This is a genomic window from Paraburkholderia sp., assembly GCF_024281035.1.
GTDB lineage: Bacteria > Pseudomonadota > Gammaproteobacteria > Burkholderiales > Burkholderiaceae > Paraburkholderia.
In genome coordinates this window covers 165,311-187,451 of sequence record NZ_JAMXLH010000050.1, presented here as the reverse complement: position 1 = coordinate 187,451, position 22,141 = coordinate 165,311, and the positions used below count along the sequence as shown (strand labels likewise).

Sequence of the window (22,141 nt, the reverse complement as noted above, 5' to 3'; positions counted from 1 at the left end):
GACATCATGAGTCTCGAATTCGACACCGTCAGCTACACGTATCCGGGTACATCGCACGGCGTCACTGACATTTCCCTCAAGGCCGCCCCCGGCGAACTGCTGGCCGTGATCGGCCAGAGCGGTTCGGGCAAATCCACGCTGCTGCGCCTCACGGCAGGATTGCTGACCGGCCATACCGGCCGCATCGTGATCGGCGGGCAGGACGTGGCCGACCAGCCGGTCTGGCAGCGCGGCGTCGGCGTGGTTTTTCAGCAATACGCGCTGTTTCCGCACCTGAGCGTGGCCGACAACGTCGCCTACGGCCTGAAGATGCGCGGCATGGACAGCGTCAAGCGACGCCGCCAGGCGCTCGCGATGCTCGACCGCGTGGGCCTGGCGAGCCATGCGGACCGGCGCCCGGCGCACCTGTCGGGCGGCCAGCAGCAGCGCGTCGCACTGGCCCGCGCGCTGGTGATCGAGCCGCGCGTCCTGCTGCTCGACGAGCCGCTCGCGGCGCTCGACGCGGGCATCCGCCATCAACTGCGCGACGAAATTTGCACGCTGCAGCGCGATTGCGGCGCAACCACACTGTTCGTCACGCACGATCAGGACGAGGCGTTGAGCATGGCCGACCGTGTCGCAATCGTCGACGGAGGACGCGTGCTGCAGGTCGGCACGCCACGCGAACTGTACGAGGCTCCGGCTTCGGTGCGCGTCGCGCGCTTCATCGGCCATTCGACAGTTCTGAGCGGACGTGTGGTCGCCACCGATCGCATCGACGTCGGCTTCACGACCCTTTGCGCCGCGACGGGCGCGCATCGCCCGGGCGACGCCGTCGATTTACTGCTGCGCCCCGAGCACGTGCAAGCCGATCCGCAGCACGGCTGCGCAAACCGGATCCACGGCACGCACGGCATCGTTCGCTACTTCGGCTCGACGCATCGCTACGACTTCCTTGTGGCCGGCACGAATGGCGCGAATGGCCCAAGCGGCACGGCCACGCCGCTGCTCGGCGAAGGCCCTGTCGTGGCGACGCACAGCATCGCGATCGAGCCGCGCCATCTACGCGTGCTGCCGGCCGCGCCGCGCGAATGAACGCGCGCCCGGCCCACTCCGGTTCCACCCGACTCGACTAAATTCCTACGCTCGCTCGCTTCGGTAAACATCTGCCACACATTCAGGACTACTACGATGCTAGTGAAACTCACCCTGATCAAACGCATACAGACCGTCACGCTTGCACTCGGCGCGCTGCTCGCGTGCCCCGCCCATGCTGCGCAGTCAGCGCCGCTCTATCCCGGCGAGGAAGCGCTCTACAAGAAGGCCGCCGACGAAGGCCTGGTCGTTTCGTTCGATACGGGCCCCGAGTGGGCCAACTGGAAATCGCTGTTCGCCGATTTCCGCAAGCGTTATCCGCTGGTCGAGATCACCTATAACGACATCGGCTCCGCCGCGACGGTCGTCGCGCTCGACAAGTCACGCCGCCGTCCGCAGGCCGACACGGCCTATTACTTCGCCGCTTCCGCGCTCGATGCGAAGGCCAGGGACGTGGTCGCGCCGTTCAAGCCGGTGAACTTCGACAAGTTGCCGCCGGTGTTTCGCGATCCGGAGGGCCGCTGGTTCACCGTGCATTCGCTGAATATCGCGTTCCTCGTCAACCGGAAGCTCGTGAAGGAGGTGCCGCAACGCTGGTCCGATCTGCTCAAGCCCGATTACCGCAATGGCGTCGTCTACCTCGATCCGCGCTCGGCCGGACAGGGCCAGGTGGCCGTGTTCGCGGCGGCCTACGCGATGGGCGGCAGCGTCGACGATCCGAAGCCGGGTGCGGAATTCTTCGGCAAGCTGAAGACGGCCGGCAACGTGTTGCGCATCGAGGGCACATCGCCCTACGCGAAGTTCGTCAAGGGGGAGATTCCCGTCCTGATCGGCTACGAGAACGACGGCCTGAAGGCCAAGTACAAAGACGGCATGGGCGACGCGGTCGAGGTCGTGATTCCGCAGGACGGCAGCGTGTCCGCGCCGTACGCGATGAGCCTCGTGAAGAACGCGCCGAATCCGGCTGCCGGACAGCTCTGGCTGAACTATGTGATGAGCGACGCCGGGCAGGCACTGTTCGCACAGGGCTACGTGAGGCCGTCCGTGCCCAGCGTCACGCTCACGCCGGAGGTCGCCGCGAAGATGCCGAACGCGCCGCAGGTGCGTCTGCTCGATGTTGCGAAGGCGGCGGCGAAAAAGGCGCAGGTCGACCAGCTCTGGTCGCAGGCGACGCTCGGCCACTGAGCGGCATGACAGTCCGCGACGACCACAACGACCGCCACGGCCGCCGATGACGCGACGCTCAATGTCCACCATGCTCGATATCCGCGATGCTGGCCCGTTGCGCCGCTTCGGTGCGGCGCCCGCCGCCGCGCTGTTCGCGGTCGCGTTTGCGCTGCCGCTCGCGGCGCTGGTCGTCGCCGCGTTCGACGACGGCGGCGAGGCGTTCGGTGCGGTGCTCGGCGATCCGCTGGTGACCGACGCAATCGTCCGCTCGATCGCACTCGCGGCGGCCGCAAGCACGCTATCGACGGCGGTCGGCATCGCCCTGGCAATCGCGCTCGCCGGTCAGTCGCCGGCGCAGCGGCGGCTCTCGCTCGCGGCGCTCGGCGTGCCGCTCGCGTTCTCGGGGCTCGTGATCGCCTACGGCTTCATCCTGGCGTTCGGTCGCGCCGGCTTCGTGACCATGCTGCTCGCGAAACTCGGTGCCGATCCGGCGCGCGTCGGCGGCGCGATCTACACCCTCTTCGGGCTGGTGATCGCGTACGCGTACTACCTGATCCCGCGTGTCGCGCTGATGCTCTATCCGGCTTTCGCGAACTTCGACCGGCTGCCGCTCGACGCGGCCGTGACGCTCGGCGCACGGCCGTGGCGCGCCTGGTTCGACGTGGCCTGGCGCGAGCTGTGGCCGTCGGTGGCGGCGGCCTGGAGCCTCGTCGCGGCGATTGCACTCGGCACCTACGGCACCGCCGTCGCACTGGCCGGTACGCAGATCAATATCCTGCCGCTCCTCATGTACCTGAAGTTTTCCGACGGACAAACCGATTTCTCGCAGGCCGCCATCCTGTCGATCGTACTGACGGCGCTCTGCACCTGTGTTCTAGCGATGGGGGAATGGATTGTCAGACCTCGGCACGACTGAACGCGCAACGCTCGTAGAGGGCGCACTTGCGGATCTCGCGGCGCGTCAACGCAGTGCGAACCGGCACGTGATGCCGGTCGGCGTAATTGGCCCGCGCGTGGCAACCGAAGAACAAACGCGCGTCGCCGAAACCATCGCCCATGCCCTCGCGCGGGCCGGGATTGCGATCGTCGGCGGCGGCAAGGGCGGCGTGATGGAAGCGGCCGCGCGCGGCGCGCATCGGGCGGGCGGCGTCGCAATCGGGCTGCTGCCGGAGGACGACGCGCAACGCGCGAATCGCTACCTCAGCGTCGCCCTGCCCACCGGGCTCGGCATCACACGCAACTCACTCATCGCACGCTCGTCGCTTTGCCTCGTGGCAGTGGGCGGCGGGCTCGGCACGCTGTCCGAAATCGCGCTCGGCCTGCAATGGGGCAAGCCGGTGTTCGCGGCCTGCGGCGCTCCGCTGGTCGCGGGCGTCGAGACTTTTGCTTCGGCGGACGTGCTGCTCGTCCGCGCGGCGCGCTGGCTGACCATGCTCGCCTGATACGGGGAATCCGGCTTAACCGCAGCAAAAACCCTTGTTAATTAAAAAGGACTACTTGACATGAAGAAAACCATAATTGCATCGTGCGTCCTCGGCGGCACGGTTCTTTGCGCGCAAGCGCAGAGCAACGTCACGCTGTACGGGGTCGTCGACAACGGCCTTCTCTGGCAGAGCAGCTCGACCTCTCGGGGCTCGACTTCCGGCGGGCGTTCGGTGGTGAAAATGCGCTCGGGCATGTGGTCGGGTAGCCGCTTTGGCCTGAAAGGCAGCGAAGATCTCGGCGGCGGCACCAAGGCGATTTTCACGCTCGAGGCCGGGGCAGACAGCACAAACGGCGCCTCTCAATGGGCGAAGGGCGGCGGGATGTTCACACGGCAGGCGTGGGTGGGTCTGTCCAACACGACCTACGGTACGCTGACGGCTGGCCGCCAGTACACGGCCTATTACACGCTTCTGTCGCCGTGGAGCCCCATCAACAACCGGACCGGCCACTTCGGCGCGCATCCGGGTGACATCGATGGGCTCGACACCACCTATCGCACCAACAACTCGCTCGTATATATTTCGCCCACGGTGTCCGGCCTCAAGCTCGGCGCGTCGTACGCGCTCGGCGGCGTGCCGGGCCGCTTCAACGCGGGCTCGACCTGGAGCGTGGGCCTCCAATACAAGAACGGGCCAGTCGGGCTCGCCGCGGCCTTTCAACGCATTAACAACTCAACGCTCGGCGGCGGCGAGTGGGGCAAAGACTCCGCGACCCAGAACGGGAACGGGGGCACCGAGCAGTTGGGCGTCTCGGCACTGAACAATGGGTACAAGACCGCGCAGGGGCAGCAGCGCATCGCTGTGACGGGCGGTTATCGCTTCTCGGACGCATTCGATGTGTCGGCGCAGTACTCGAACGTGCAGTACGTCCCGGGCACAGGCTCGAAGTTCCGCGATACGGCGATCTTCAACACGGTGGGCACGGTACTGCATTACCGTCCGATCAAGTCGCTGGACCTGGCAGGCGGCTACAGCTATACGCACGCCACACGTGCGAACGGCGTCTCGAGCGCTGCGCAGTATCAACAGGTGACGATGGCGCAGTACTACTCGCTGTCGAAGCGTACCGGCGTCTACGCGGTCGAGGCGTACCAGCGCGCGAACGGCAAAACGCTGTCCGACGGCAAGATCGTCACCGCGACGGCAACGATCGGCGATGGCTTCAATAGCTCGCCGTCGTCGTCACCGAGCCAGACTGCCGTCGGCGTGGGTATCGTCCACCGCTTCTGAGGAGCGGCCGGCGACGCGGTAGGAGGGGCCGCGTCGCCGGCCATGTGACGTGCTGTTCTGGTGCGTCATTCGTCGGAGTGGGGATGTCGCGAACCTGCGCGCAGAACATCATCACGTAATCACACACCACACGACATTTACGCTCCGCCTAAATCAGGATGACGAATAATTACTGGCTAATTTCCGTCGCAATAAACACCTGATTCCCGTCCGTGCTTTTTCCTCGAATCTTCCTCGCCTCTCAGGCGGCGCAATGCCGCTCGAAAGCCGTGTACAGGCGCACCTCTTCGCGCGTCATGCGTTGGCGAAGATGCGCGATCGTGCTGCCCATCTTGCGAGCGAAGTCCATCCCGGATTCGCCCTTTTCAAGCGCATCGAAAAACGACAGTGTTTCTTTCGAAATGTCCTTCATCTCCGATGCGTACGATACCGCCAGGTCCTTCGTTTCCGCGTGAGCCTGCATTTGCGGGTACAACTTGCTGTCTTCGCGAGCCAGATGCGACACAACCAGGTTGCGCGCCTGCCTCAGATTCTTTCTCCCCTCATCGGTCATACCCAGCGTCTGGCACTTTTCAAGCAGTGCGAAAATTTCCTGGTGTTCGTCTTTCAAGTGTGCAATGAGTGACATGGTCTTTTTTTGGTCTAAGTTGGGTTGACGATCGTCCGCCAACGGGGAATGTTTGTCACTCGCCGGAGCCGGAAGGCCTTAAACATGTAAACTTCATACATGTATGTTACGCCCACCTTTTGATATTCCCCCGTATTCCCGCAAATATTTCGGGGTTTTCCCGACTCACATCCCGCTGTACGTCCCGCTTTACATCGCGCTTCACATCCCGCTTCACATCCCGCCCCGTCGACTACGCCCGCCTGCCCCGCTTCGCCGCTGAATGCAAAAAAGCCCGCGCATAGCATCTGCGCGGGCTCGCTTCACAACAAGACGAAGCGCCGTCTCACGACAGCGCAACGCCCGGTCGCCGGATCTCAGCCGGCTTAATCGGCGTAGTCGGCTTAATCGGCTTAATCGGCTTAATCGGCCTTGACGCCTTCCACCTGGATCTGCAGCGTCGTCGCCATCTTGAAGCCGTACGAGTCACCCCAGTTCACGCCGTAGTCGGCACGGTTGAACTCGGCCTTTGCGTCTGCGCCGCACACTTCGCGCTTGAGCATCGGGTTGATGAAGCACTTGAACGAATCGATCTTCAGATTCAGCGGCTTCGTCACGCCGTGCAGCGTGAACGAGCCGATCACTTCCACCGGCTTGTCGCCTACGAAGCGGATCGAGGTGCCCTTGTACGTTGCGGTCGGATACTTGTCCGTGTTGAGGAACTCGGCCCCGCGCACATGCGTGTCAAGCTTTGCATCGCCCGTGTCGATCGACGTCGCGTCGATCGTCACGTCCACCGTGCCGGTCTTCGCCGCACGGTCGAGCACAACCGTGCCCGAGGACTTCGTGAACTTGCCGCGCCACACCGAGACGCCGCCGAAGTGATCAGCCTCGAAGCTCGGGTAGGTATGCGACGGGTCCAGGTTGTAGGTGGTCGGCGCCGCGAACGCGGGCGTTGCGATGGCTGCGGCGAGTGCGGCGGCTGCAAAAAGCGTGGTCTTCATGACGTGATTCCTGTTGGGGATTAACGGATATAAGCGGAGATAAGCCGGATAAGCGGGATGTAACGAAGCGCCAGTGCGCATCAGTGCGCAGCGGTCACGATATGAAACTTGATCTGCACGTCGTCGGCGACGATGGACGTGTCCTTCCACTCGCCCGCGCCGATGCCGTACGTGAGGCGCTTGATCGGCAGCGTGCCGTCGAACACCTGGTTCGCGCCGTTCTTGCTGTACTTGACGGGCACGACGACGTCGGTGGTCTTGCCTTTGATCGTGAGCTTGCCCGCCACCGAATACGCGCCATTCGTGGACGGCGAGATCCGCGTGGAGACGAAGGTCGCGCGCGGGAAGCGCGCGGCGTCGAACCACGACTCACCGGCGACTTCCTTGTTGTACTCGGGCGCACCGAGGTCGAAGCTCGCAACCTCGATGTCCATCTTCGCGCTCGCCGCGGCGACGTTGGCCGGATCGAAGCGCACGTCGGCGTTGAAGCGGTTGAAGCGGCCTTCCACAGGCACGTTCATCTGTTTGAAAACCGCGGAAACGGTGGTCTTGGAAGCTTGCTCCGCAGCGCTGGCGTTCACGATGAAGCTCATGCTGAAAGCCGCCGCAAGCGCGGCTACGGAAGCGGTAAGGACGAGACGTTTGGTCATGGCAGTCGATTCGCTGGTGAAGGGCTTTGCAGGGATGTTGGGTTAGTCGCGCACGCGGCCGAACGGCAGCATGCGGGCGAGGATGTTCTGGCGGTCGAGGTGCTGGTGCTTGACGACCGCCAGCACGTGCAGCACCACAACGGCGAGCAGTGCGTAATCGAGCAGGACATGGACCGTGCGAAGCACCTCCTTCAGCTCGTTGTCGGGGCCGATCAGCGTGGGCAGCGGCCAGACGCCGAAATACACGACCGGAATGCCCGCCGCCGAGCTGTACAGATACCCGGTCACGGGAATCGCGAGCATCAGCACATAGAGCGCCCCGTGCCCCGCATGCGCGGCGAGGCGCTCCCACGCGGGCGTGGACGTGGGCAGTGCGGGCGCGGTGTGCGTCGCACGCCACAGGATGCGCACGAGCACGAGCGCAAGCACGGTCACGCCGATCCACTTGTGCCAGGAGAAGTAGCGCAGCTTGGTGGGCGTGATGCCGGGGATGTCGGTCATCACCCAGCCGAGCGCAAAACCCCAGACGATCAGCGCAGCAATCAGCCAGTGCAACAGAATCGCGACGCCACTGTAGCGGCGAGCGGGCAAACCAGGCGAAAGGGGTTGATTCATCATGCAAAAGGCTCCGGGTGCGGCGAATGCGCACTGTACCAGGGGATATCTATTCAAACAATTAGATAAAATGGATCATTACCATCCACTTTTTGGATAGATTCCCGATGGATCGCTCGCCAGGCATCGAACAACTTCGGGCGCTGATCGCCGTCGCCGAAACCGGCAGCTTCTCGGCGGCGGCGCGGCGGCTCGATCGTGCGCAGTCGGTGGTGAGCTATACGATCGCGAATCTGGAGGCGCTGCTCGGCGTGCCGCTCTTCGAGCGCGGCAAGCGCAAGCCCGAGCTGACCAGCGCAGGCCGCGCGATTCTTGCCGACGCGCGCCGCCTCGATCTGCTGATGCATCAGCTCAACGCGCGGGCGGCCGGGCTGCAACGCGGGCTGGAGGGCGAAGTCTCGGTGGCGGTCGACGTGATGTTTCCGTCACAACGGCTCGTCGAAGCGCTCCAGGCCTTCGTGGACGCGTTTCCCACGGTCGCGCTGAACCTCACGATGGAAGCGCTTGGCGGCGTGCTCAAGCTCGTGCTCGACGGCGACTGTGCGTTCGGGATCAGCGGACAAAACAACAACTGGCCGTACGTGATCGAGGCGAAGTCGATCGCCACGGTCGAACTCGTGTTCGTGGCGGCGCCCTGCCACCCGTTAGCCCGGGCGGACCAGCCGGTGCGCATTTCCGACGCGCGCGAGCACACGCAACTCGTGATCACGGACCGCAGCCGCCTCACCGAAGGACAGAGCTTCGGCGTGTACAGCAATCGCGCATGGAAGCTCGGCGATCTAGGCGCGAAGCATCGGCTGCTGCTGGCCGGGCTGGGCTGGGGATCGATGCCGGTGCATCTCGTGCGTGACGACATCGAAGCCGGACGCCTCGTGCGCATCGAACTCGCCGACCAGCGCTCGGTGAGCTACGACATCTCGCTGATTCATCGCGTCGACGATGCCCCCGGGCCGGCAGGCCGTTGGCTCAGCCACTATCTCTCGAGCGGTGCGCCGCCCGCAGGACAGACGCCCGACGCGATGTGATCGCCCATCGGCGCTGTGAAGCGGCGACGCGCTGCAATGCAATGCAATGCGATGCACTGCACACCGCGGCGCCGCGCAGCCGTAGCATGCGCGGCACGCGCGAAGCATCACGCATTCTTTCGCTTGCCCGATGACTTCGTCGATCCCTTCACCGGCGCCGCAGCCGGGGGCACGACGCCCGACCAGCCCGGCAGATAACGCGCATCGGGATCGTGGGCATGCGCGAGCGCATCGGCGAGCGCCTTGTCGAAGTCCTTGCGCACGTGCGCCTCGGGCACCTTCACGCGCAGATAGTCGGCCCACAGGAACTCGCTGAACGGCGTCGTATCCTTCGCGAATCCGCCTGCCGTCCGCAGTTCGCCCGCGAGGCTCCGGTAAGGATCGTCGGCGAGTCCCGACAACTGCTTCGGCAGATCGTCGAAATCGCGGCGGTTGCCCGTCGAGTCGAACGGATGCACCCACTGGTTGTGTTCCATCATGCGCCAGAAGAGGAGCGGTTCGAGCCACGACAGATCCTTGAGCACGGTGACGCGCGCGGTCTGCACGCCCTCCTTGAGCCACGCGAGGCCGAGGTGGTGATGGTCGACGACGTAGTAGCGCTCTTTCGGCCCGAGCACGGCCGGAAACCAGTGCGAATCGATGGCCGACGCACGGCCCTTCTTGTCCAGCGACGTCCAGTGCGCACGCTTGACTTCCACTTCGCGGTAACCGACGGTGATCTGCGTCGGCCTCAGATCCTCCAGTTGCACAGTGATCAGATGCAAATCGGTGTTCGGCAGTATCATGATCGGGCCTCGTTGTCATGTGAGTGTTGCAGGCGAAACGATACCGTCGAAAGGCCACGCGCGGCGCATCGCGTGTCCGGCTTTTTTCGTACGGCGCCGACGGCAGTGCGCCCTGGGGTGGCGTCCGCCCGGCCATGCCGCAACGCTCGCCACCCGCCAGAAATGACAGAAACACGAGGAAGGACTGCGACGGCTGCGAGGACAGCCATCCCGCACCCGCCAGCTTCGCCCCCCGGTCGTATCGGCAGAATCCATCGAATCAAACCGACTCAACCACCGACTCAAGCGAGGGCATCTTGGATCTCGACACCATCCGCACGTTCATCACGACCCGGGGCATCGACTTCGGGACCAAGGTCCTTGCAGCGATAGTGCTGTGGATCGTCGGACGCTGGGCCATCAATATCGTCGCGGGCCTCCTGCGCAAGGTGCTCGCGCGCAACGAGCGCGTCGACGCCACGCTCGCGCATTACCTCAGCTCCATCCTCGCCGCACTGTTGAACCTGTTGTTGATTCTCGCCATTCTCCAGGTGTTCGGAGTGCAGACGACCTCGTTCGCAGCGCTGCTCGCCGGCCTTGGCCTCGCGATCGGCACGGCCTGGGGCGGCCTGCTCGCGCACTTCGCGGCGGGCGTGTTCATGCAGGTGCTGCGGCCGTTCAAGGTGGGCGATTTCGTCACCGCGGGCGGCGTGACGGGCACGGTGAAGGAACTCGGCATCTTCGGCACGACGATCGTCTCGCCCGACAACGTCGTGAACATCGTCGGCAACAACAAGATCTTTTCGGACACGATCTCGAACTTCAGCGCCACCTCCGTGCGGCGCGTCGAGCTCACCGCGAAGATCGCCAACGGCGTCGATCCGGTCGACGCGATGAAGCGCCTGCGCGCCGCAATCGAAAGGATCCCGAATGTGGTGAAGGACCCCGCACCGGACATCGAGGTGCTGTCGTTCACGCCCGAAGGGCCGCTGCTGTGCGTGCGGCCTTACACGAGCAACGACAGTTACTGGCAGGTTTATTTCGACACGAACCGCGCCATCGTCGAGACGTTCCGCGACGCCGGGTATCCCACGCCAGAGACGCCCTCGATCATTCGCCGCGTGAACTGAAAAATGCGCTGAAACTGCGCTGAAAGAGAGCAGCCTCAAGTCGCCGCAGGTCACCTGATGTACGGATCAAAGCAAAACGGCATCGTCAGCCTGGCTGACGATGCCGTTTTTGTTGGCGCTGGGCCTGCGCCGTCCCGACCTTGCCGACCTTGGCGACGTATCAGCGATTGCCGTTGGTGCGGCGAACGTTGTCGCCGTGCGGGTTCTTGCGCAGCTTCTTCCACACGCCGCCCACGACCACCGGCACGACCGCGGCGGCAATGCCGACCAGCACGATCACATTCAGGTATTGCTGAATGAACGGCAGGTTGCCGAAGAAGTAGCCGAGCAGCACGAGCAGCAGCACCCACAGCAGCGCGCCCGCGAAATTGAAGAACTGGAAGCGCCGCATGCCCATCTGCGAGACGCCCGCAACGAACGGCGCAAAGGTGCGCACGACCGGGATGAAGCGCGCAAGCACGATGGTCTTGCCGCCATGGCGCGCGTAGAAGTCGTGCGTTTTCTGCAGCGCGGCGCGGTCGAGGAAGCGCTCGATTACGGGTAGATGCGTGTTGAACACTTTGGGCCCGATGGCGCGGCCGATCAGATAGTTGACGGTGTTGCCCACGACAGAGGCGGTGACGAGCAGCGCGATCAGGACGCTCAGATCGAGCTTGCCGGTCGCCGCAAACGCGCCGCCGATGAAGAGCAGCGAATCGCCCGGCAGGAACGGCAGAATGACAAGGCCCGTTTCGCTGAACACGATCACGAACAGCACCGCGTAGACCCACGTGCCGTAGTCTCTGATGAAGGTGTCGAGGAACTTGTCGATGTGCAGGACAAGGGTGACGAAGTGCAGCAGCGTATCCAAAGGTGTCCCTCTTTGTGCGGGCGGTGCCGGAAGTAAAATTGACCGCGCAATCATACCGAAAGTGCCCGGCGATCACGAAGAATTCGCGAGAAAACCGCCGCGCGGGCCGCAGGGCGGCGAGCGCCGACTCGCTATAATTGCGCGCATGTCTTCGTATTCCGATCCCTCCGACGCCGCCAATCCGGCCCGCGACGACAGCGCCGCGCCCGCACCGTCGCACGACGCCAGCGCAGCAGCCAGCGCACCAGCCACCGCGCATGCAGGCACGGCGCGGGGCGCACAGCCCGCGCGCGCGATCCAGGCGCTCCCCGACCAGTTGATCAGCCAGATCGCCGCGGGCGAAGTGGTCGAGCGGCCTGCGTCGGTCGTCAAGGAACTGCTTGAGAACGCACTCGACGCGGGCGCGTCGACGTTGCGCATCCTGCTCGACGAGGGCGGCGTGAAGCGCATTTCCATCACCGACGACGGCTGCGGCATCCCCGAGCGCGAACTGCCGCTCGCGCTGATGCGCCACGCCACGAGCAAGATCCGCTCGCTCGCCGAACTCGAAAGCGTCGCGACGCTCGGGTTCCGCGGCGAGGCGCTGGCTTCGATCGCATCGGTGGCGGAAATGTCGATCACGAGCCGCGCCGCCGACGCGCCGCACGCCGTCAAGATCGACGCGGACACGGGCACGCTCGCCCCCGCAGCAGGCGGGCGCGGCACGACCATCGAGGTGCGCGAGCTGTACTTCAACACGCCCGCGCGCCGCAAGTTCCTGAAGAGCGAGCAGACCGAACTCGGCCATTGCCTCGAAATGATCCGCCGCTCGGCGCTCGCGCGGCCCGATGTGGCGATTTCCGTGCTGCACAACGGCCGCGCCGTCGAGCACTGGAACGCGAGCGATCCGGCCACGCGCGTCTCGAAGATCCTCGGCGAGGCGTTCGCCACCGCGCATCTGCCGCTCGACGAGCGCGCCGGGCCGCTCGCCGTCTACGGCTGCGCCGGGCTGCCGACCGCGAGCCGCAACCGCGCCGACCAGCAGTATTTCTTCGTCAACGGCCGCTTCGTGCGCGACAAGCTGCTCACGCACGCGGTGCGCGCCGCCTATGAGGACGTGCTGCACGGCGATCGTTATCCGTCGTATGTGCTGTTCCTCGACCTGCCGCCCGAGGCCGTCGACGTCAACGTGCATCCCTCGAAGATCGAAGTGCGGTTCCGCGATTCGCGCTCGATTCACCAGTTCGTCTTTCATGCCGTGCAGCGCGCGCTCGCCCGGCACGCGGGAGCGTCGCCCGACACGACGCTGGGCGGCCATGCCGCGCTCGTCGAGCCACGGCCCGCGCCCGGCGCGGGTGGCACGGCAGCGGATTCGCCGGGCCTGGGCAACGTGGCGGGCAGTTTCGGCGGATCGGGTGGATTTGGCGGATCGGGTGCATCGGGTGGATTCGGCACCGCGCGGGTGGCGAGCAGCTTCGGCGGAACCGCGTCGAGCACGGGCTTCGGCAGCGGCGCAGGCGGTAACGCGCGCTCGTCCGGCTTCGGCACCGGATCAGGCGGAACCAGCAGCGCAAGCGGCAGCGGGAACACCTGGCTGCGCCAGTCGCGCATGACGCAAGGCGCACTGCCGGTCGCACAGCCGCTCGCGCTCTACGACGCGCTGTTCGGGCGCAAGGACACCGGCGCGGGCACGCCGCAGGGCTCGACTGTGCTCCAGAGCAACGATTCCGCGTCCGACGCCGCACCGCACGAGCCGCACACCTTCGACGCACACGACGATCAACCGCTCGGCTTCGCGCTCGGCCAGATCCACGGCATCTACGTGCTCGCGCAAAACGCGCGCGGCCTCGTGATCGTCGACATGCATGCCGCACACGAACGCATCCTCTACGAGCAGTTCAAAGCCGCGCTCGCGCAACGCTCGCTCGCCGTGCAGCCGCTCCTGATTCCGCTGTCGATGAGCGCCGACCCGGTCGAAACGGGCACCGTCGAAGAGGAAAAGGCCACGCTCGAAGCGCTCGGTTTCGATCTGGCCGTGCTCTCGCCCACGTCGATCGCAATCCGCGCCGTGCCCGCCCTGCTCAAGGACGCCGACCTGCCCGCACTCGCGCGCGCCGTGCTTGCGGACCTGCACGCGTTTGGCGGCTCGCGCGTGCTGACCGAGCGGCAGCACGAAATGCTCGGCACGCTCGCGTGCCATCACGCGGTGCGTGCGAACCGGCGTCTGACGCTCGACGAGATGAACGCGCTCCTGCGCCAGATGGAAGCCACCGAGCGCGCCGACCAGTGCAATCATGGCCGCCCGACGTGGTACCAGTTGACGCTCGCCGACCTCGACCGCCTCTTCATGCGCGGTCAATGATGCCGCACGTGCCTCAGGCCCCATCCGGCGACCGCGTCCTGCCCGTCGCCTGCCTGCTCGGCCCGACCGCGTCGGGCAAGACGGCGGCGGCGCTCGCGTACGCCGCGCAGTCGGCGGCGCGCGGACGCGAGGTCGAGATCGTCAGCGTCGATTCGGCGCTCGTCTATCGCAGCATGGACATCGGCACCGCCAAGCCGTCCGCCGCCGAACGCGCCGCCGTGGTCCATCATCTGATCGACATCGTCGATCCCGCCGATGCGTACTCCGCCGCCAACTTCCGCGCCGACGCGCTGCGCGTGACGGGCGAGATCGTCGCGCGCAATCGCGTGCCGCTGCTCGTGGGCGGCACGATGCTCTACTACCGCGCGCTCACGCAGGGCCTGAACGATCTGCCCCCCGCCGACCAGGAAGTCCGCGCCGCTCTCGACGCCGACGCCGCCCGCGAGGGCTGGCCCGCCCTCCACGCGCGCCTCGCGGCGGTCGATCCCGCAACAGCCGCACGCCTGGCGCCCAACGATTCGCAGCGGATCCAGCGCGCGCTCGAAGTATTCATGCTGACCGGGCAGCCGATGTCGGCGCTGCTCGCCGCCCCGGCCACGCGCACCGACGCGGCAGCGCATTACCGCTTCGTGCCGGTCGCGCTCGAACCGTCCGACCGCAGCGTGCTGCACGCGCGCATCGCGCAGCGCTTCGACGCCATGCTGGCCGCGGGCTTCATCGACGAGGTGAAGGCGCTGCGCGCGCGCGGCGACCTGCACCCGGGGCTCGCCTCGATGCGCTGCGTGGGCTACCGCCAGGCGTGGGAATACCTCGACGGCGCAACGGATTACGACACCATGCGCGACAAAGGCGTGTTCGCGACGCGCCAGCTCTGCAAGCGCCAGCTCACGTGGCTGCGCGCGATGCCGGAGCGGATCGTCGTGGATTGCTGCGCGGCGGATGCGACGGCGCAAGCCGTTGCGGCCGTGACGAGCGTCGCCGGCTGAACGCGCCGTAGCGCGCCGCTGCAAACGCGGTATTGCCGGGCCACGTGCGATTCGTGCATTCGTGCATTCGTGCAATTCGTACATCACGCCCGGTGCTTCTCCCGCCCTCCACTTCCCCGGATTCGATCGGCGGCCCGCCAGCGCCATCCGGGCAATGCCTCGCCCTTGTGCGTCACAACAACCGCGCGATGCTCTGCGACACGCCCGCTCGCACGCCACACCTTCGCTGCCTCGCCGCACCGCGCCACGGAAACCTGCCGCAGCCGTCTTGACTTTCGCCTGGCTGAATACGATCATTCGTTCATTGCATGAGCAATTGCTCCATCAGGAGCAGCAGGCCCAATCACAGACGCGCACGCAAGGCGCGCACTCCCGCCTCTCAGGAGACAAACATGGACAGCGAACGCAGCGGCGCCAACGTGATCCTGCACATCGGTGCCGGTTCGTTTCACCGCGCGCATCAGGCGTGGTATCTGCACAGCGTCAACCTCTCGCGCGAGCCAGGCGAACCGGCCTGGTCGCTCGTCGTCGGCAACATCCGCGCGGACATGAACGCGGTGCTCAACGCCCTCTCGGCCCAGCACGGCGTCTACACGCTCGAAACGGTCACGCCGCAGGGCGAGCGCCACTACGAGACGATCCGGTCGATCACGCGCGTGCTGCCGTGGTCGGCCGATCTCGCGGGCCTGATCGAGACAGGCGCCGATCCGGCCTGCAAGATCGTCGCGTTCACGGTCACCGAAGGCGGCTACTACCTCGACGAGCACGACCGCCTCGACACCGCGAACCCCGATCTCGCCGCCGATCTGAACGGCGCGCGCACGACGATCTACGGCGCGCTCGCCGCGCTTCTCGAAGCGCGCATGGCGCGCAACGGCGGCCCCGTCACGCTGCAGTCGTGCGACAACCTGCGCAGCAACGGCAAGCGTTTTCAGGCGGGCATGCGCGAATTTCTCGAACGGCGCGGCGCGGCGGACCTGCGCGCGTGGTTCGATGCGAACACGGCCTGCCCCGACTCGATGGTCGACCGCATCACGCCGCGCCCCACGCCCGACGTGCGCGAGCGCGTGAAAGCCGCGACGGGCGTCGACGACGCCTGCCCGGTCATGGGCGAAGCGTTCATCCAGTGGGTGATCGAGGATCACTTCTGCGCGGGCCGCCCGGCATGGGAGCGCGCGGGCGCGGAACTGGTCGAATCGGTGATGCCCTACGAGGAAGCGAAGATCCGCATCCTCAACGCCACGCATAGCTGCGTCGCGTGGGCGGGCACGCTGATTGGCCTCGACTACATCCACCAGGGCACGCAAGACGCCGACATCCGCGCCTTCGCACGCGCATACGTGAGCGAGGACGTGATCCCGTGTCTCACGCCGAGTCCGCTCGATCTTGCGAAGTACCGCGACATCGTCCTCGAACGCTTCAGCAATCCGTATATCCAGGACACGAATCAGCGCGTCGCCGCCGACGGTTTCTCGAAGATCCCCGGCTTCATCACGCCGACGCTCGCGCAGCGCATCGCGGCCGGCGCCGCGCCCGCCGCGACGGCGGTGTTGCCAGCACTCTTCCTGCGCTTTCTCGAACGCTGGCACAAGGGCACGCTGCCGTACCGCTACCAGGACGGCGTGATGGACGAAGCGGCCGTGCACCGCATGTTCGAAGCCGACGACCCGCTCGCCGTCTTCTGCGCCGACAAGCTTCTGTGGGGCGGTCTGGCCGGCAACGCGGCGCTCGAAGGCGCGCTGCGCGCCGCGCTCGTGCGCATCGATGGCTGGCTCGCGGCACGCGGCCACTCCGCAGCCTGAGTAGCCCGAGTAGCCCGAGCGAAGCGTCGGCGTCGGCTTCGCCGCACTCGCCTCATTCACCTCTTTAAGCGCCACGCACGGCGGCCCCCGGGTCGCCGCGCATGGCGCCGCGCGCCCAGCGCGGCTAAAGTAGCGCATCCCCTCGACGACATCGCATTCCCCCATGTACCTGGGCATCGACCTCGGCACCTCGGAAGTAAAAGTCCTGCTGCTCGCACCGGATGGCCGCGTGATCGGCACAGCCGGTTCGCCGTTCGTGGTCACGCGCGCCCACCCGCGCTGGTCCGAGCAGAATCCCGCCGACTGGTGGGACGGCACGCGCCGCGCCCTCGCCGCGTTGCGCGAGAAGCATCCCGCCGAATTCGCGCAGGTGCGCGGCATCGGCCTTTCAGGACAGATGCACGGCGCGGTCCTGCTCGACGCGCACGACAACGTGCTGCGCCCCGCGATCCTCTGGAACGACATGCGCGCCGTCGACGAGTGCGCCGAACTCACCGCGCGCGCACCGCAACTGCATCGCATCGCGGGCAATCTCGCGATGCCGGGCTTCACCGCGCCCAAGCTGCTCTGGGTCGCGCGCCACGAGCCGCGAATCTTCCGCGAAACGGCATGCGTGCTGCTGCCGAAGGACTATCTGCGCCTGCGCCTGACGGGCGGCAAGGTGTCCGATCCCTCGGATGCGGCGGGCACACTCTGGCTCGACGTGGCGAAGCGCGACTGGTCCGATGCGCTGCTCGACGCCTGCAACATGACACGCGCCCAGATGCCCGCGCTCGCCGAGGGCAGCGCAAGCTCCGGCACGCTGCTGCCCGACGTGGCGCGCGAATTCGGCCTGCGCGACGACGTGGTCGTCGCGGCGGGCGGCGGCGACAACGCGACGAGCGCCATCGGCATCGGCGCCACGCAGCCCGGCGACGGCTTCGTCTCGCTCGGCACCTCGGGCGTGCTGTGCGTCGTGGGCGACCGCTTCCGGCCGAATCCGGCGTCGGCGGTTCATGCGTTCTGCCACGCGATTCCCGACCGCTGGCATCAGATGAGCGTCGTGCTTTCCGCAGCCAGTTGCCTGCGCTGGGTCTGCAAGCTCACCGGCACCGACGAGCCCACGCTGCTCGCCGAAGTCGAAGCGCTCGCGCCCGCGGCACGCGACGAGGCCCCGCTCTTCCTGCCGTATCTTTCGGGCGAGCGCACGCCGCACAACGATCCGTATGCGCAAGGCGTGTTCTTCGGCATGACGCACGCGACCGACCGCGCACTGCTCGGCTACGCGGTGCTCGAAGGCGTGACGCTCGCGCTCACCGACGGCCTCGACGCGCTCGCGGCGGCAGGCACCGAAGCCGGACCGCTCTCGATGATCGGCGGCGGCGCACGCAGCGCGTACTGGGCGCAACTCGTGGCGGATGCCTTCAACACGCCCACGCGTCAGCACGGCGGCGGCGAGACGGGCGCGGCGCTCGGCGCGGCCCGGCTCGGCTGGCTCGCGGCGGGCGGCAATGCGCGCGACGTGCTGACGAAGCCGCCGGTGCTCGCCGAATACACGCCGGACGCCGCGCGTCACGCCGCACTGCGCGAGCGGCTCGATGCATACCGTGCGCTTTACCGCCACGTGCGCCCGCTCTTCGAGCGCTCGCGCAAGCGGCTCGCCTGATGACCCGTACACTGCGGGCCAGCGCGCCCGCGTCGACGCCCACACACATCGTGCCCAAATCCACCGAAAAACTCGATCTCGCCACCCGCGCCGCCTGGCTCTACTACGTGGCGGGCAATACCCAGAACGAAATCGCGGAGAAGCTGCAGGTTTCGCGGCCCGTGGCGCAGCGGCTCGTCGCGTTCGCGGTCGAGAAGAATCTGATCCGCGTGCGCGTCGATCATCAGCTGGCCGACTGCCTCGCGCTCGCCGACCGGCTATCGAAGCGCTACGGCCTTTCGGTCTGCGAAGTGGTGCCGCTCGACAACGACACGCCCGAAGAAATCGACCGCAAGCTCGCCGTCGCAGGCGCCCAGGTGATGGAGCGCTACCTGAACGAAGATCGGCCGATGGTCGTCGCCGTGAGCAGCGGCCGCACGCTCAAGGCCGCCGTCGATCAGATCGCGCAACTGGAGCGGCCGCAGCACCGGCTCGTGTCGATGGTCGGGGCCATCGCGCAGGACGGCTCGTCGAACCGCTACGACGTCGCGCTGCACATCTCCGAGAAGACCGGCGGCAAGCATTTTCTGCTGCCCGCGCCGCTGATTGCCGACAGCGAAGCCGAGCGCGCGCAATGGTGCAATCACCGGCTCTATCGCATCGTCGAATCGCTTTCGGGCGAAGCCGATGTCGCGTTCGTCGGCATCGGCAATATCGGCGAGCATTGTCCGCTGCACGAGGACGGCTTCATTACCGCCGACGAAGTGCGCGAGCTGATGCAGCTTGGCGCCGTGGCGGAGATGCTCGGGCTGCCGATCGACGCGTCGGGTAGGCGCGTCGATTCGCCGACGGGCCGGCGCGTGACGAGCATCCGCCTCGACTCGCCGCCGAAGCGGCCGACCATCGGCTTCGCGGGCGGCGCACGCAAACGCGAAGCGGTGATCGCGGCGCTCAACGGCGGCTGGCTGTCGGGCCTCGTCACCGATGAGGCATGCGCGCGCGCGGCGCTCGATGCGTGACGCACGCGGGCTTGCGGCGCGCGTTCGTGCGCGCCGTGAGCGTCATGCGCGGCGATTACATCGCATGTAATTGGCGCCACGCACGCGCGCCCCTACTCTTCGGCTGTCGCGCCGCCAATCGGGCAGCGCACATCGCCCAGGAGTTACCATGTCCGCCTATCCTCTTTACACGCTCGAATCGGCTCCCGCGCAATCGAAGCCGGTGCTCCGGCAACTGCAGCAGTCATTCGGCCTGATTCCGAACATCGCGGCCCGGATGGCCGCGTCGCCGGTGCTGCTCAACGGTTTCATCGGCTTGTTCGAACGCGTGCATGCGAGCAGTCTGACCGAGCCGCAGATTCAAACGCTGTTGCTGACCAATGCGGTGACGAACGCGAGCGAATGGCCGGTCGCGTTTCACACGGCGCTTGCGTTAGACGTTGGCGTGTCGCGCGCCGATGTCGACGCGATGCGGCGCAGCACGTTGCCTGCCGACCCCGCACTGGCCGCACTGTCGGCGCTGGCGCGCACGCTGATCCAAAAGCGCGGCCGCCTGGCCGAAGCGGACCAGCAGCGCTTCATGGAAGCGGGATTCAGCGCCGGGCAGCTACTCGAGGTCATCGCCGCCGTTGCCGCGTCGACGATCACGAACTACACGAGCAGCGTCACCCGGCCGCCGCTCGAAACGCAGTTCGAGGCGTACGCCTGGCACGCGGGCGCAGTCTGAGTCCGTTCGATTCATCCACCTTGAACAGGGGAATCCGATGAACGCCACCCGTCCCGATCCAAAAGCGCCGCCAGGCGAACTCGGCGACTTGCTGCGCTATTGGCGCGACGTGCGTGGCGTGAGTCAACTCGATCTGTCGCTCGAGGCCGGCGTCTCGCAGCGGCAGATCAGCTTCATCGAAAGCGGGCGCAGCGTGCCGGGCCGCGAAACGCTGCTGACGCTCGCACAGACGCTCGATGTGCCGCTGCGCGAGCGCAATGCGCTGCTGCTCGCCGCGGGCTACGCGCCCGTGTATTCGGAAGCGCCGTGGAACGCAGCGGAAATGCATAGCGTGATTCATGCACTGGAACGCGTCGTCCGGCAGCATGAGCCGTATCCGGCCATCGTCATGGATCGCCACTGGAACGTTCTGATGACCAACGCGGCCGCGCCGCGCTTCTTCGGCTGTTTTATCGACATGGCCGCGCGCGAAGGTCCGCGCAACATGCTGCATCTGATGTTCGATCCGCAGGGCATGCGCCCCTTCCTCGACGACTGGAAAACGGTCGCGCGAAGCCTGCTGCAACGCGTGTATCGAGAATCGGTCGGTCACGCGGTCGACGCCGGAACGAAGCGTCTGCTCGACGAACTGCTGGTTTATCCCGACGTGCCGCGCGACTGGAAGACGCATCATGGGCCGTCGGCCACGCCCACGATGCCGGTTATTCCGGTGGGTTTTGTCCGCGACGGCGCCGTGCTGCGCTATTTCTCGATGGTCACGATCGTCGGCGCGCCGCAAAACGTCGTGGCGCAGGAACTCCGGCTGGAGTGCCTGTTCCCCGCCGATGACGAAACCGAAGCACGTCACCGGCAGTTGCTCGCCGTCCATTCGCCACAGCATTGAAGCGCAGGAGAATGCGCCCGACGATTCGCCCAAAGATGCGCCGCTACGCCGCCATTTCCTGCGCGAACCGGCGCTCGAATGCCTGGCCGCTTGCATCGAACAGATGACAATGATCGGGCGTCGCGCCGAGCCTCATCTGCTCGCCGCGCTCGTGCCGTTCCAGCGGCGCGATCCGCGCAATCAACCCGTCCGGCGCAACCGGCGACTCGGCGTAGAGATACGCCGCATCGCCGAGCGACTCGACCGTCATCGAGCGCGCACTCACGCCCCACTCGCTAGCGGCCACATGCAGATGCTCGGGCCGGATGCCCACGGTCACCGTGTCGCCTTCACGCGCGCCGCGCGGCTCGACCGCGACTTTCTGGGTCTCGCCGGTCGCGTAGCGCACCACGATGCCGTCACTCGCGACCTGCTGGATCGTGCCGTCGAGGAAGTTCATCTTCGGCGAGCCGATGAAACCGGCCACGAAACGATTGGCCGGTGCGTGATAGAGACGATTCGGGCTTCCGACCTGCTCGATGTTCCCCGCCGACAGCACGACGATCTTGTCCGCGAGCGTCATCGCCTCCACCTGGTCGTGCGTCACGTAGATCATCGTCGTCTTCAGGTCGTCGTGCAGGCGCGCGAATTCGAGGCGCATCTTCACGCGCAGCGCGGCGTCGAGGTTCGAGAGCGGCTCGTCGAAGAGAAAGACTTTCGGCTTGCGCGTGATCGCGCGCCCGATCGCCACGCGCTGACGCTGCCCGCCCGAAAGCTGCCGCGGCTTGCGGTCGAGCAGATGGTCGATGTGCAGGATCTTCGCGGCGTTCTTCACCGCGGCGTCGATCTCGGGCTTCTTCGCGCCCGCGAGCTTGAGGCCGAACGCCATGTTGTCGTAGAGCGTCATATGCGGATAAAGCGCGTACGACTGGAACACCATCGCAATGCCGCGCTTCGCGGGCGGCACGTCGTTCATGCGCGTGTCGTCGATCATGAGGTCGCCGCCGCTGATGTCCTCAAGCCCCGCGATCATCCGCATCAGCGTGGTCTTGCCGCAGCCGCTCGGGCCGACGAATACGACGAACTCGCCGTCCGCGATATCGAGGTTCACGTCGCGCAGCACTTCGTTGTCGTCGTAGCGCTTCAGCACGTTTCTCAGGGTCACGCTGGCCATGATGTGTCTCCGTTCGTTGCGGCGCGG

At 66.3% G+C, this 22,141-nt stretch carries 21 protein-coding genes; 14 read left to right on the top strand and 7 right to left on the bottom strand.

The window, feature by feature from the left end:
- The first annotated feature begins 6 nt into the window (after positions 1-6).
- From Q0L30_RS17105 to Q0L30_RS17085, 5 genes are all read left to right on the top strand, one after another.
- On the top strand, positions 7-1,074 hold the full coding sequence (locus tag Q0L30_RS17105; protein ID WP_296658736.1) for an ABC transporter ATP-binding protein: 1,068 nt from the start codon (positions 7-9) through the stop codon (positions 1,072-1,074).
- Positions 1,075-1,170: 96 nt separating this feature from the next.
- Complete coding sequence (locus Q0L30_RS17100) at positions 1,171-2,259, top strand: extracellular solute-binding protein (protein ID WP_296658733.1); 1,089 nt, start codon at positions 1,171-1,173, stop codon at positions 2,257-2,259.
- Between the two features lie 70 nt (positions 2,260-2,329).
- The gene (locus Q0L30_RS17095) at positions 2,330-3,157 is read left to right on the top strand and encodes an ABC transporter permease (RefSeq protein ID WP_296659006.1); all 828 of its coding nucleotides are present in this window, start codon (positions 2,330-2,332) and stop codon (positions 3,155-3,157) included.
- Positions 3,158-3,227: 70 nt separating this feature from the next.
- Positions 3,228-3,683: a TIGR00725 family protein gene (locus Q0L30_RS17090; protein WP_296659003.1), complete on the top strand. Its 456-nt coding sequence runs from the start codon at positions 3,228-3,230 to the stop codon at positions 3,681-3,683.
- Between the two features lie 60 nt (positions 3,684-3,743).
- Complete coding sequence (locus Q0L30_RS17085) at positions 3,744-4,955, top strand: porin (RefSeq protein ID WP_296658730.1); 1,212 nt, start codon at positions 3,744-3,746, stop codon at positions 4,953-4,955.
- A 241-nt stretch (positions 4,956-5,196) separates the two neighbouring features.
- Here Q0L30_RS17085 and Q0L30_RS17080 read toward each other — a convergent pair whose 3' ends face one another.
- The 4 genes from Q0L30_RS17080 to Q0L30_RS17065 all read right to left on the bottom strand — a co-directional run bounded on the left by Q0L30_RS17080 (position 5,197) and on the right by Q0L30_RS17065 (position 7,831).
- Positions 5,197-5,625 carry a hemerythrin domain-containing protein gene (locus Q0L30_RS17080; protein ID WP_296658728.1) on the bottom strand — a complete coding sequence of 143 codons (429 nt, stop codon included), beginning with the start codon at positions 5,623-5,625 and terminating at the stop codon, positions 5,197-5,199.
- A gap of 359 nt (positions 5,626-5,984) precedes the next feature.
- A complete protein-coding gene (locus Q0L30_RS17075; protein WP_296658725.1) occupies positions 5,985-6,566 on the bottom strand; it encodes a YceI family protein in 582 nt (193 codons plus the stop codon).
- A gap of 80 nt (positions 6,567-6,646) precedes the next feature.
- The gene (locus Q0L30_RS17070; RefSeq protein WP_296658720.1) at positions 6,647-7,216 is read right to left on the bottom strand and encodes a YceI family protein; all 570 of its coding nucleotides are present in this window, start codon (positions 7,214-7,216) and stop codon (positions 6,647-6,649) included.
- Between the two features lie 42 nt (positions 7,217-7,258).
- Complete coding sequence (locus tag Q0L30_RS17065; protein ID WP_296659001.1) at positions 7,259-7,831, bottom strand: cytochrome b; 573 nt, start codon at positions 7,829-7,831, stop codon at positions 7,259-7,261.
- 107 nt (positions 7,832-7,938) lie between these two features.
- Here Q0L30_RS17065 and Q0L30_RS17060 point away from each other — a divergent pair, with 107 nt between their 5' ends.
- On the top strand, positions 7,939-8,856 hold the full coding sequence (locus tag Q0L30_RS17060) for a LysR family transcriptional regulator (protein WP_296658718.1): 918 nt from the start codon (positions 7,939-7,941) through the stop codon (positions 8,854-8,856).
- 107 nt (positions 8,857-8,963) lie between these two features.
- Here Q0L30_RS17060 and Q0L30_RS17055 read toward each other — a convergent pair whose 3' ends face one another.
- On the bottom strand, positions 8,964-9,641 hold the full coding sequence (locus Q0L30_RS17055) for a ParB-like protein (RefSeq protein WP_296658715.1): 678 nt from the start codon (positions 9,639-9,641) through the stop codon (positions 8,964-8,966).
- Between the two features lie 296 nt (positions 9,642-9,937).
- Between Q0L30_RS17055 and Q0L30_RS17050 the strand changes: the two genes are divergently transcribed.
- Positions 9,938-10,750 carry a mechanosensitive ion channel family protein gene (locus tag Q0L30_RS17050; protein WP_296658711.1) on the top strand — a complete coding sequence of 271 codons (813 nt, stop codon included), beginning with the start codon at positions 9,938-9,940 and terminating at the stop codon, positions 10,748-10,750.
- 160 nt (positions 10,751-10,910) lie between these two features.
- Here Q0L30_RS17050 and Q0L30_RS17045 read toward each other — a convergent pair whose 3' ends face one another.
- Positions 10,911-11,600 (bottom strand): DedA family protein, encoded by a 690-nt coding sequence (locus Q0L30_RS17045; RefSeq protein WP_296658709.1) that lies wholly within the window; start codon positions 11,598-11,600, stop codon positions 10,911-10,913.
- Between the two features lie 145 nt (positions 11,601-11,745).
- Here Q0L30_RS17045 and mutL point away from each other — a divergent pair, with 145 nt between their 5' ends.
- From mutL to Q0L30_RS17010, 7 genes are all read left to right on the top strand, one after another.
- Positions 11,746-13,941 carry a DNA mismatch repair endonuclease MutL gene (gene mutL, locus Q0L30_RS17040; RefSeq protein ID WP_296658706.1) on the top strand — a complete coding sequence of 732 codons (2,196 nt, stop codon included), beginning with the start codon at positions 11,746-11,748 and terminating at the stop codon, positions 13,939-13,941.
- 8 nt (positions 13,942-13,949) lie between these two features.
- On the top strand, positions 13,950-14,927 hold the full coding sequence (gene miaA, locus Q0L30_RS17035) for a tRNA (adenosine(37)-N6)-dimethylallyltransferase MiaA (protein ID WP_296658705.1): 978 nt from the start codon (positions 13,950-13,952) through the stop codon (positions 14,925-14,927).
- A gap of 392 nt (positions 14,928-15,319) precedes the next feature.
- Entirely contained in the window at positions 15,320-16,729 is a 1,410-nt protein-coding gene (gene dalD / locus Q0L30_RS17030; RefSeq protein WP_296658702.1) for a D-arabinitol 4-dehydrogenase, read from the top strand.
- A gap of 163 nt (positions 16,730-16,892) precedes the next feature.
- Positions 16,893-18,374 carry a xylulokinase gene (xylB, locus tag Q0L30_RS17025; protein WP_296658700.1) on the top strand — a complete coding sequence of 494 codons (1,482 nt, stop codon included), beginning with the start codon at positions 16,893-16,895 and terminating at the stop codon, positions 18,372-18,374.
- Between the two features lie 50 nt (positions 18,375-18,424).
- Positions 18,425-19,372 carry a sugar-binding transcriptional regulator gene (locus Q0L30_RS17020; protein WP_296658998.1) on the top strand — a complete coding sequence of 316 codons (948 nt, stop codon included), beginning with the start codon at positions 18,425-18,427 and terminating at the stop codon, positions 19,370-19,372.
- A 148-nt stretch (positions 19,373-19,520) separates the two neighbouring features.
- Positions 19,521-20,078 (top strand): carboxymuconolactone decarboxylase family protein, encoded by a 558-nt coding sequence (locus tag Q0L30_RS17015; protein WP_296658698.1) that lies wholly within the window; start codon positions 19,521-19,523, stop codon positions 20,076-20,078.
- Positions 20,079-20,115: 37 nt separating this feature from the next.
- Positions 20,116-20,961: a helix-turn-helix transcriptional regulator gene (locus Q0L30_RS17010; RefSeq protein WP_296658695.1), complete on the top strand. Its 846-nt coding sequence runs from the start codon at positions 20,116-20,118 to the stop codon at positions 20,959-20,961.
- Positions 20,962-21,004: 43 nt separating this feature from the next.
- Here Q0L30_RS17010 and Q0L30_RS17005 read toward each other — a convergent pair whose 3' ends face one another.
- Positions 21,005-22,114: an ABC transporter ATP-binding protein gene (locus Q0L30_RS17005; RefSeq protein ID WP_296658693.1), complete on the bottom strand. Its 1,110-nt coding sequence runs from the start codon at positions 22,112-22,114 to the stop codon at positions 21,005-21,007.
- Positions 22,115-22,141 lie beyond the last annotated feature (27 nt).

Excerpts from the sequence above, each read along its gene's own strand:
- Q0L30_RS17105 (WP_296658736.1), top strand. The coding sequence starts at position 7 with ATGAGTCTCGAATTCGACACCGTCAGCTACACGTATCCGGGTACATCG.
- Q0L30_RS17100 (WP_296658733.1), top strand. The coding sequence starts at position 1,171 with ATGCTAGTGAAACTCACCCTGATCAAACGCATACAGACCGTCACGCTT.
- Q0L30_RS17095 (WP_296659006.1), top strand. The coding sequence starts at position 2,330 with ATGCTCGATATCCGCGATGCTGGCCCGTTGCGCCGCTTCGGTGCGGCG.
- Q0L30_RS17090 (WP_296659003.1), top strand. The coding sequence starts at position 3,228 with ATGCCGGTCGGCGTAATTGGCCCGCGCGTGGCAACCGAAGAACAAACG.
- Q0L30_RS17085 (WP_296658730.1), top strand. The coding sequence starts at position 3,744 with ATGAAGAAAACCATAATTGCATCGTGCGTCCTCGGCGGCACGGTTCTT.
- Q0L30_RS17075 (WP_296658725.1), bottom strand. The coding sequence starts at position 6,566 with ATGAAGACCACGCTTTTTGCAGCCGCCGCACTCGCCGCAGCCATCGCA.
- Q0L30_RS17070 (WP_296658720.1), bottom strand. The coding sequence starts at position 7,216 with ATGACCAAACGTCTCGTCCTTACCGCTTCCGTAGCCGCGCTTGCGGCG.
- Q0L30_RS17065 (WP_296659001.1), bottom strand. The coding sequence starts at position 7,831 with ATGAATCAACCCCTTTCGCCTGGTTTGCCCGCTCGCCGCTACAGTGGC.
- Q0L30_RS17060 (WP_296658718.1), top strand. The coding sequence starts at position 7,939 with ATGGATCGCTCGCCAGGCATCGAACAACTTCGGGCGCTGATCGCCGTC.
- Q0L30_RS17055 (WP_296658715.1), bottom strand. The coding sequence starts at position 9,641 with ATGATACTGCCGAACACCGATTTGCATCTGATCACTGTGCAACTGGAG.
- mutL (WP_296658706.1), top strand. The coding sequence starts at position 11,746 with ATGTCTTCGTATTCCGATCCCTCCGACGCCGCCAATCCGGCCCGCGAC.
- dalD (WP_296658702.1), top strand. The coding sequence starts at position 15,320 with ATGGACAGCGAACGCAGCGGCGCCAACGTGATCCTGCACATCGGTGCC.
- xylB (WP_296658700.1), top strand. The coding sequence starts at position 16,893 with ATGTACCTGGGCATCGACCTCGGCACCTCGGAAGTAAAAGTCCTGCTG.
- Q0L30_RS17015 (WP_296658698.1), top strand. The coding sequence starts at position 19,521 with ATGTCCGCCTATCCTCTTTACACGCTCGAATCGGCTCCCGCGCAATCG.
- Q0L30_RS17010 (WP_296658695.1), top strand. The coding sequence starts at position 20,116 with ATGAACGCCACCCGTCCCGATCCAAAAGCGCCGCCAGGCGAACTCGGC.
- Q0L30_RS17005 (WP_296658693.1), bottom strand. The coding sequence starts at position 22,114 with ATGGCCAGCGTGACCCTGAGAAACGTGCTGAAGCGCTACGACGACAAC.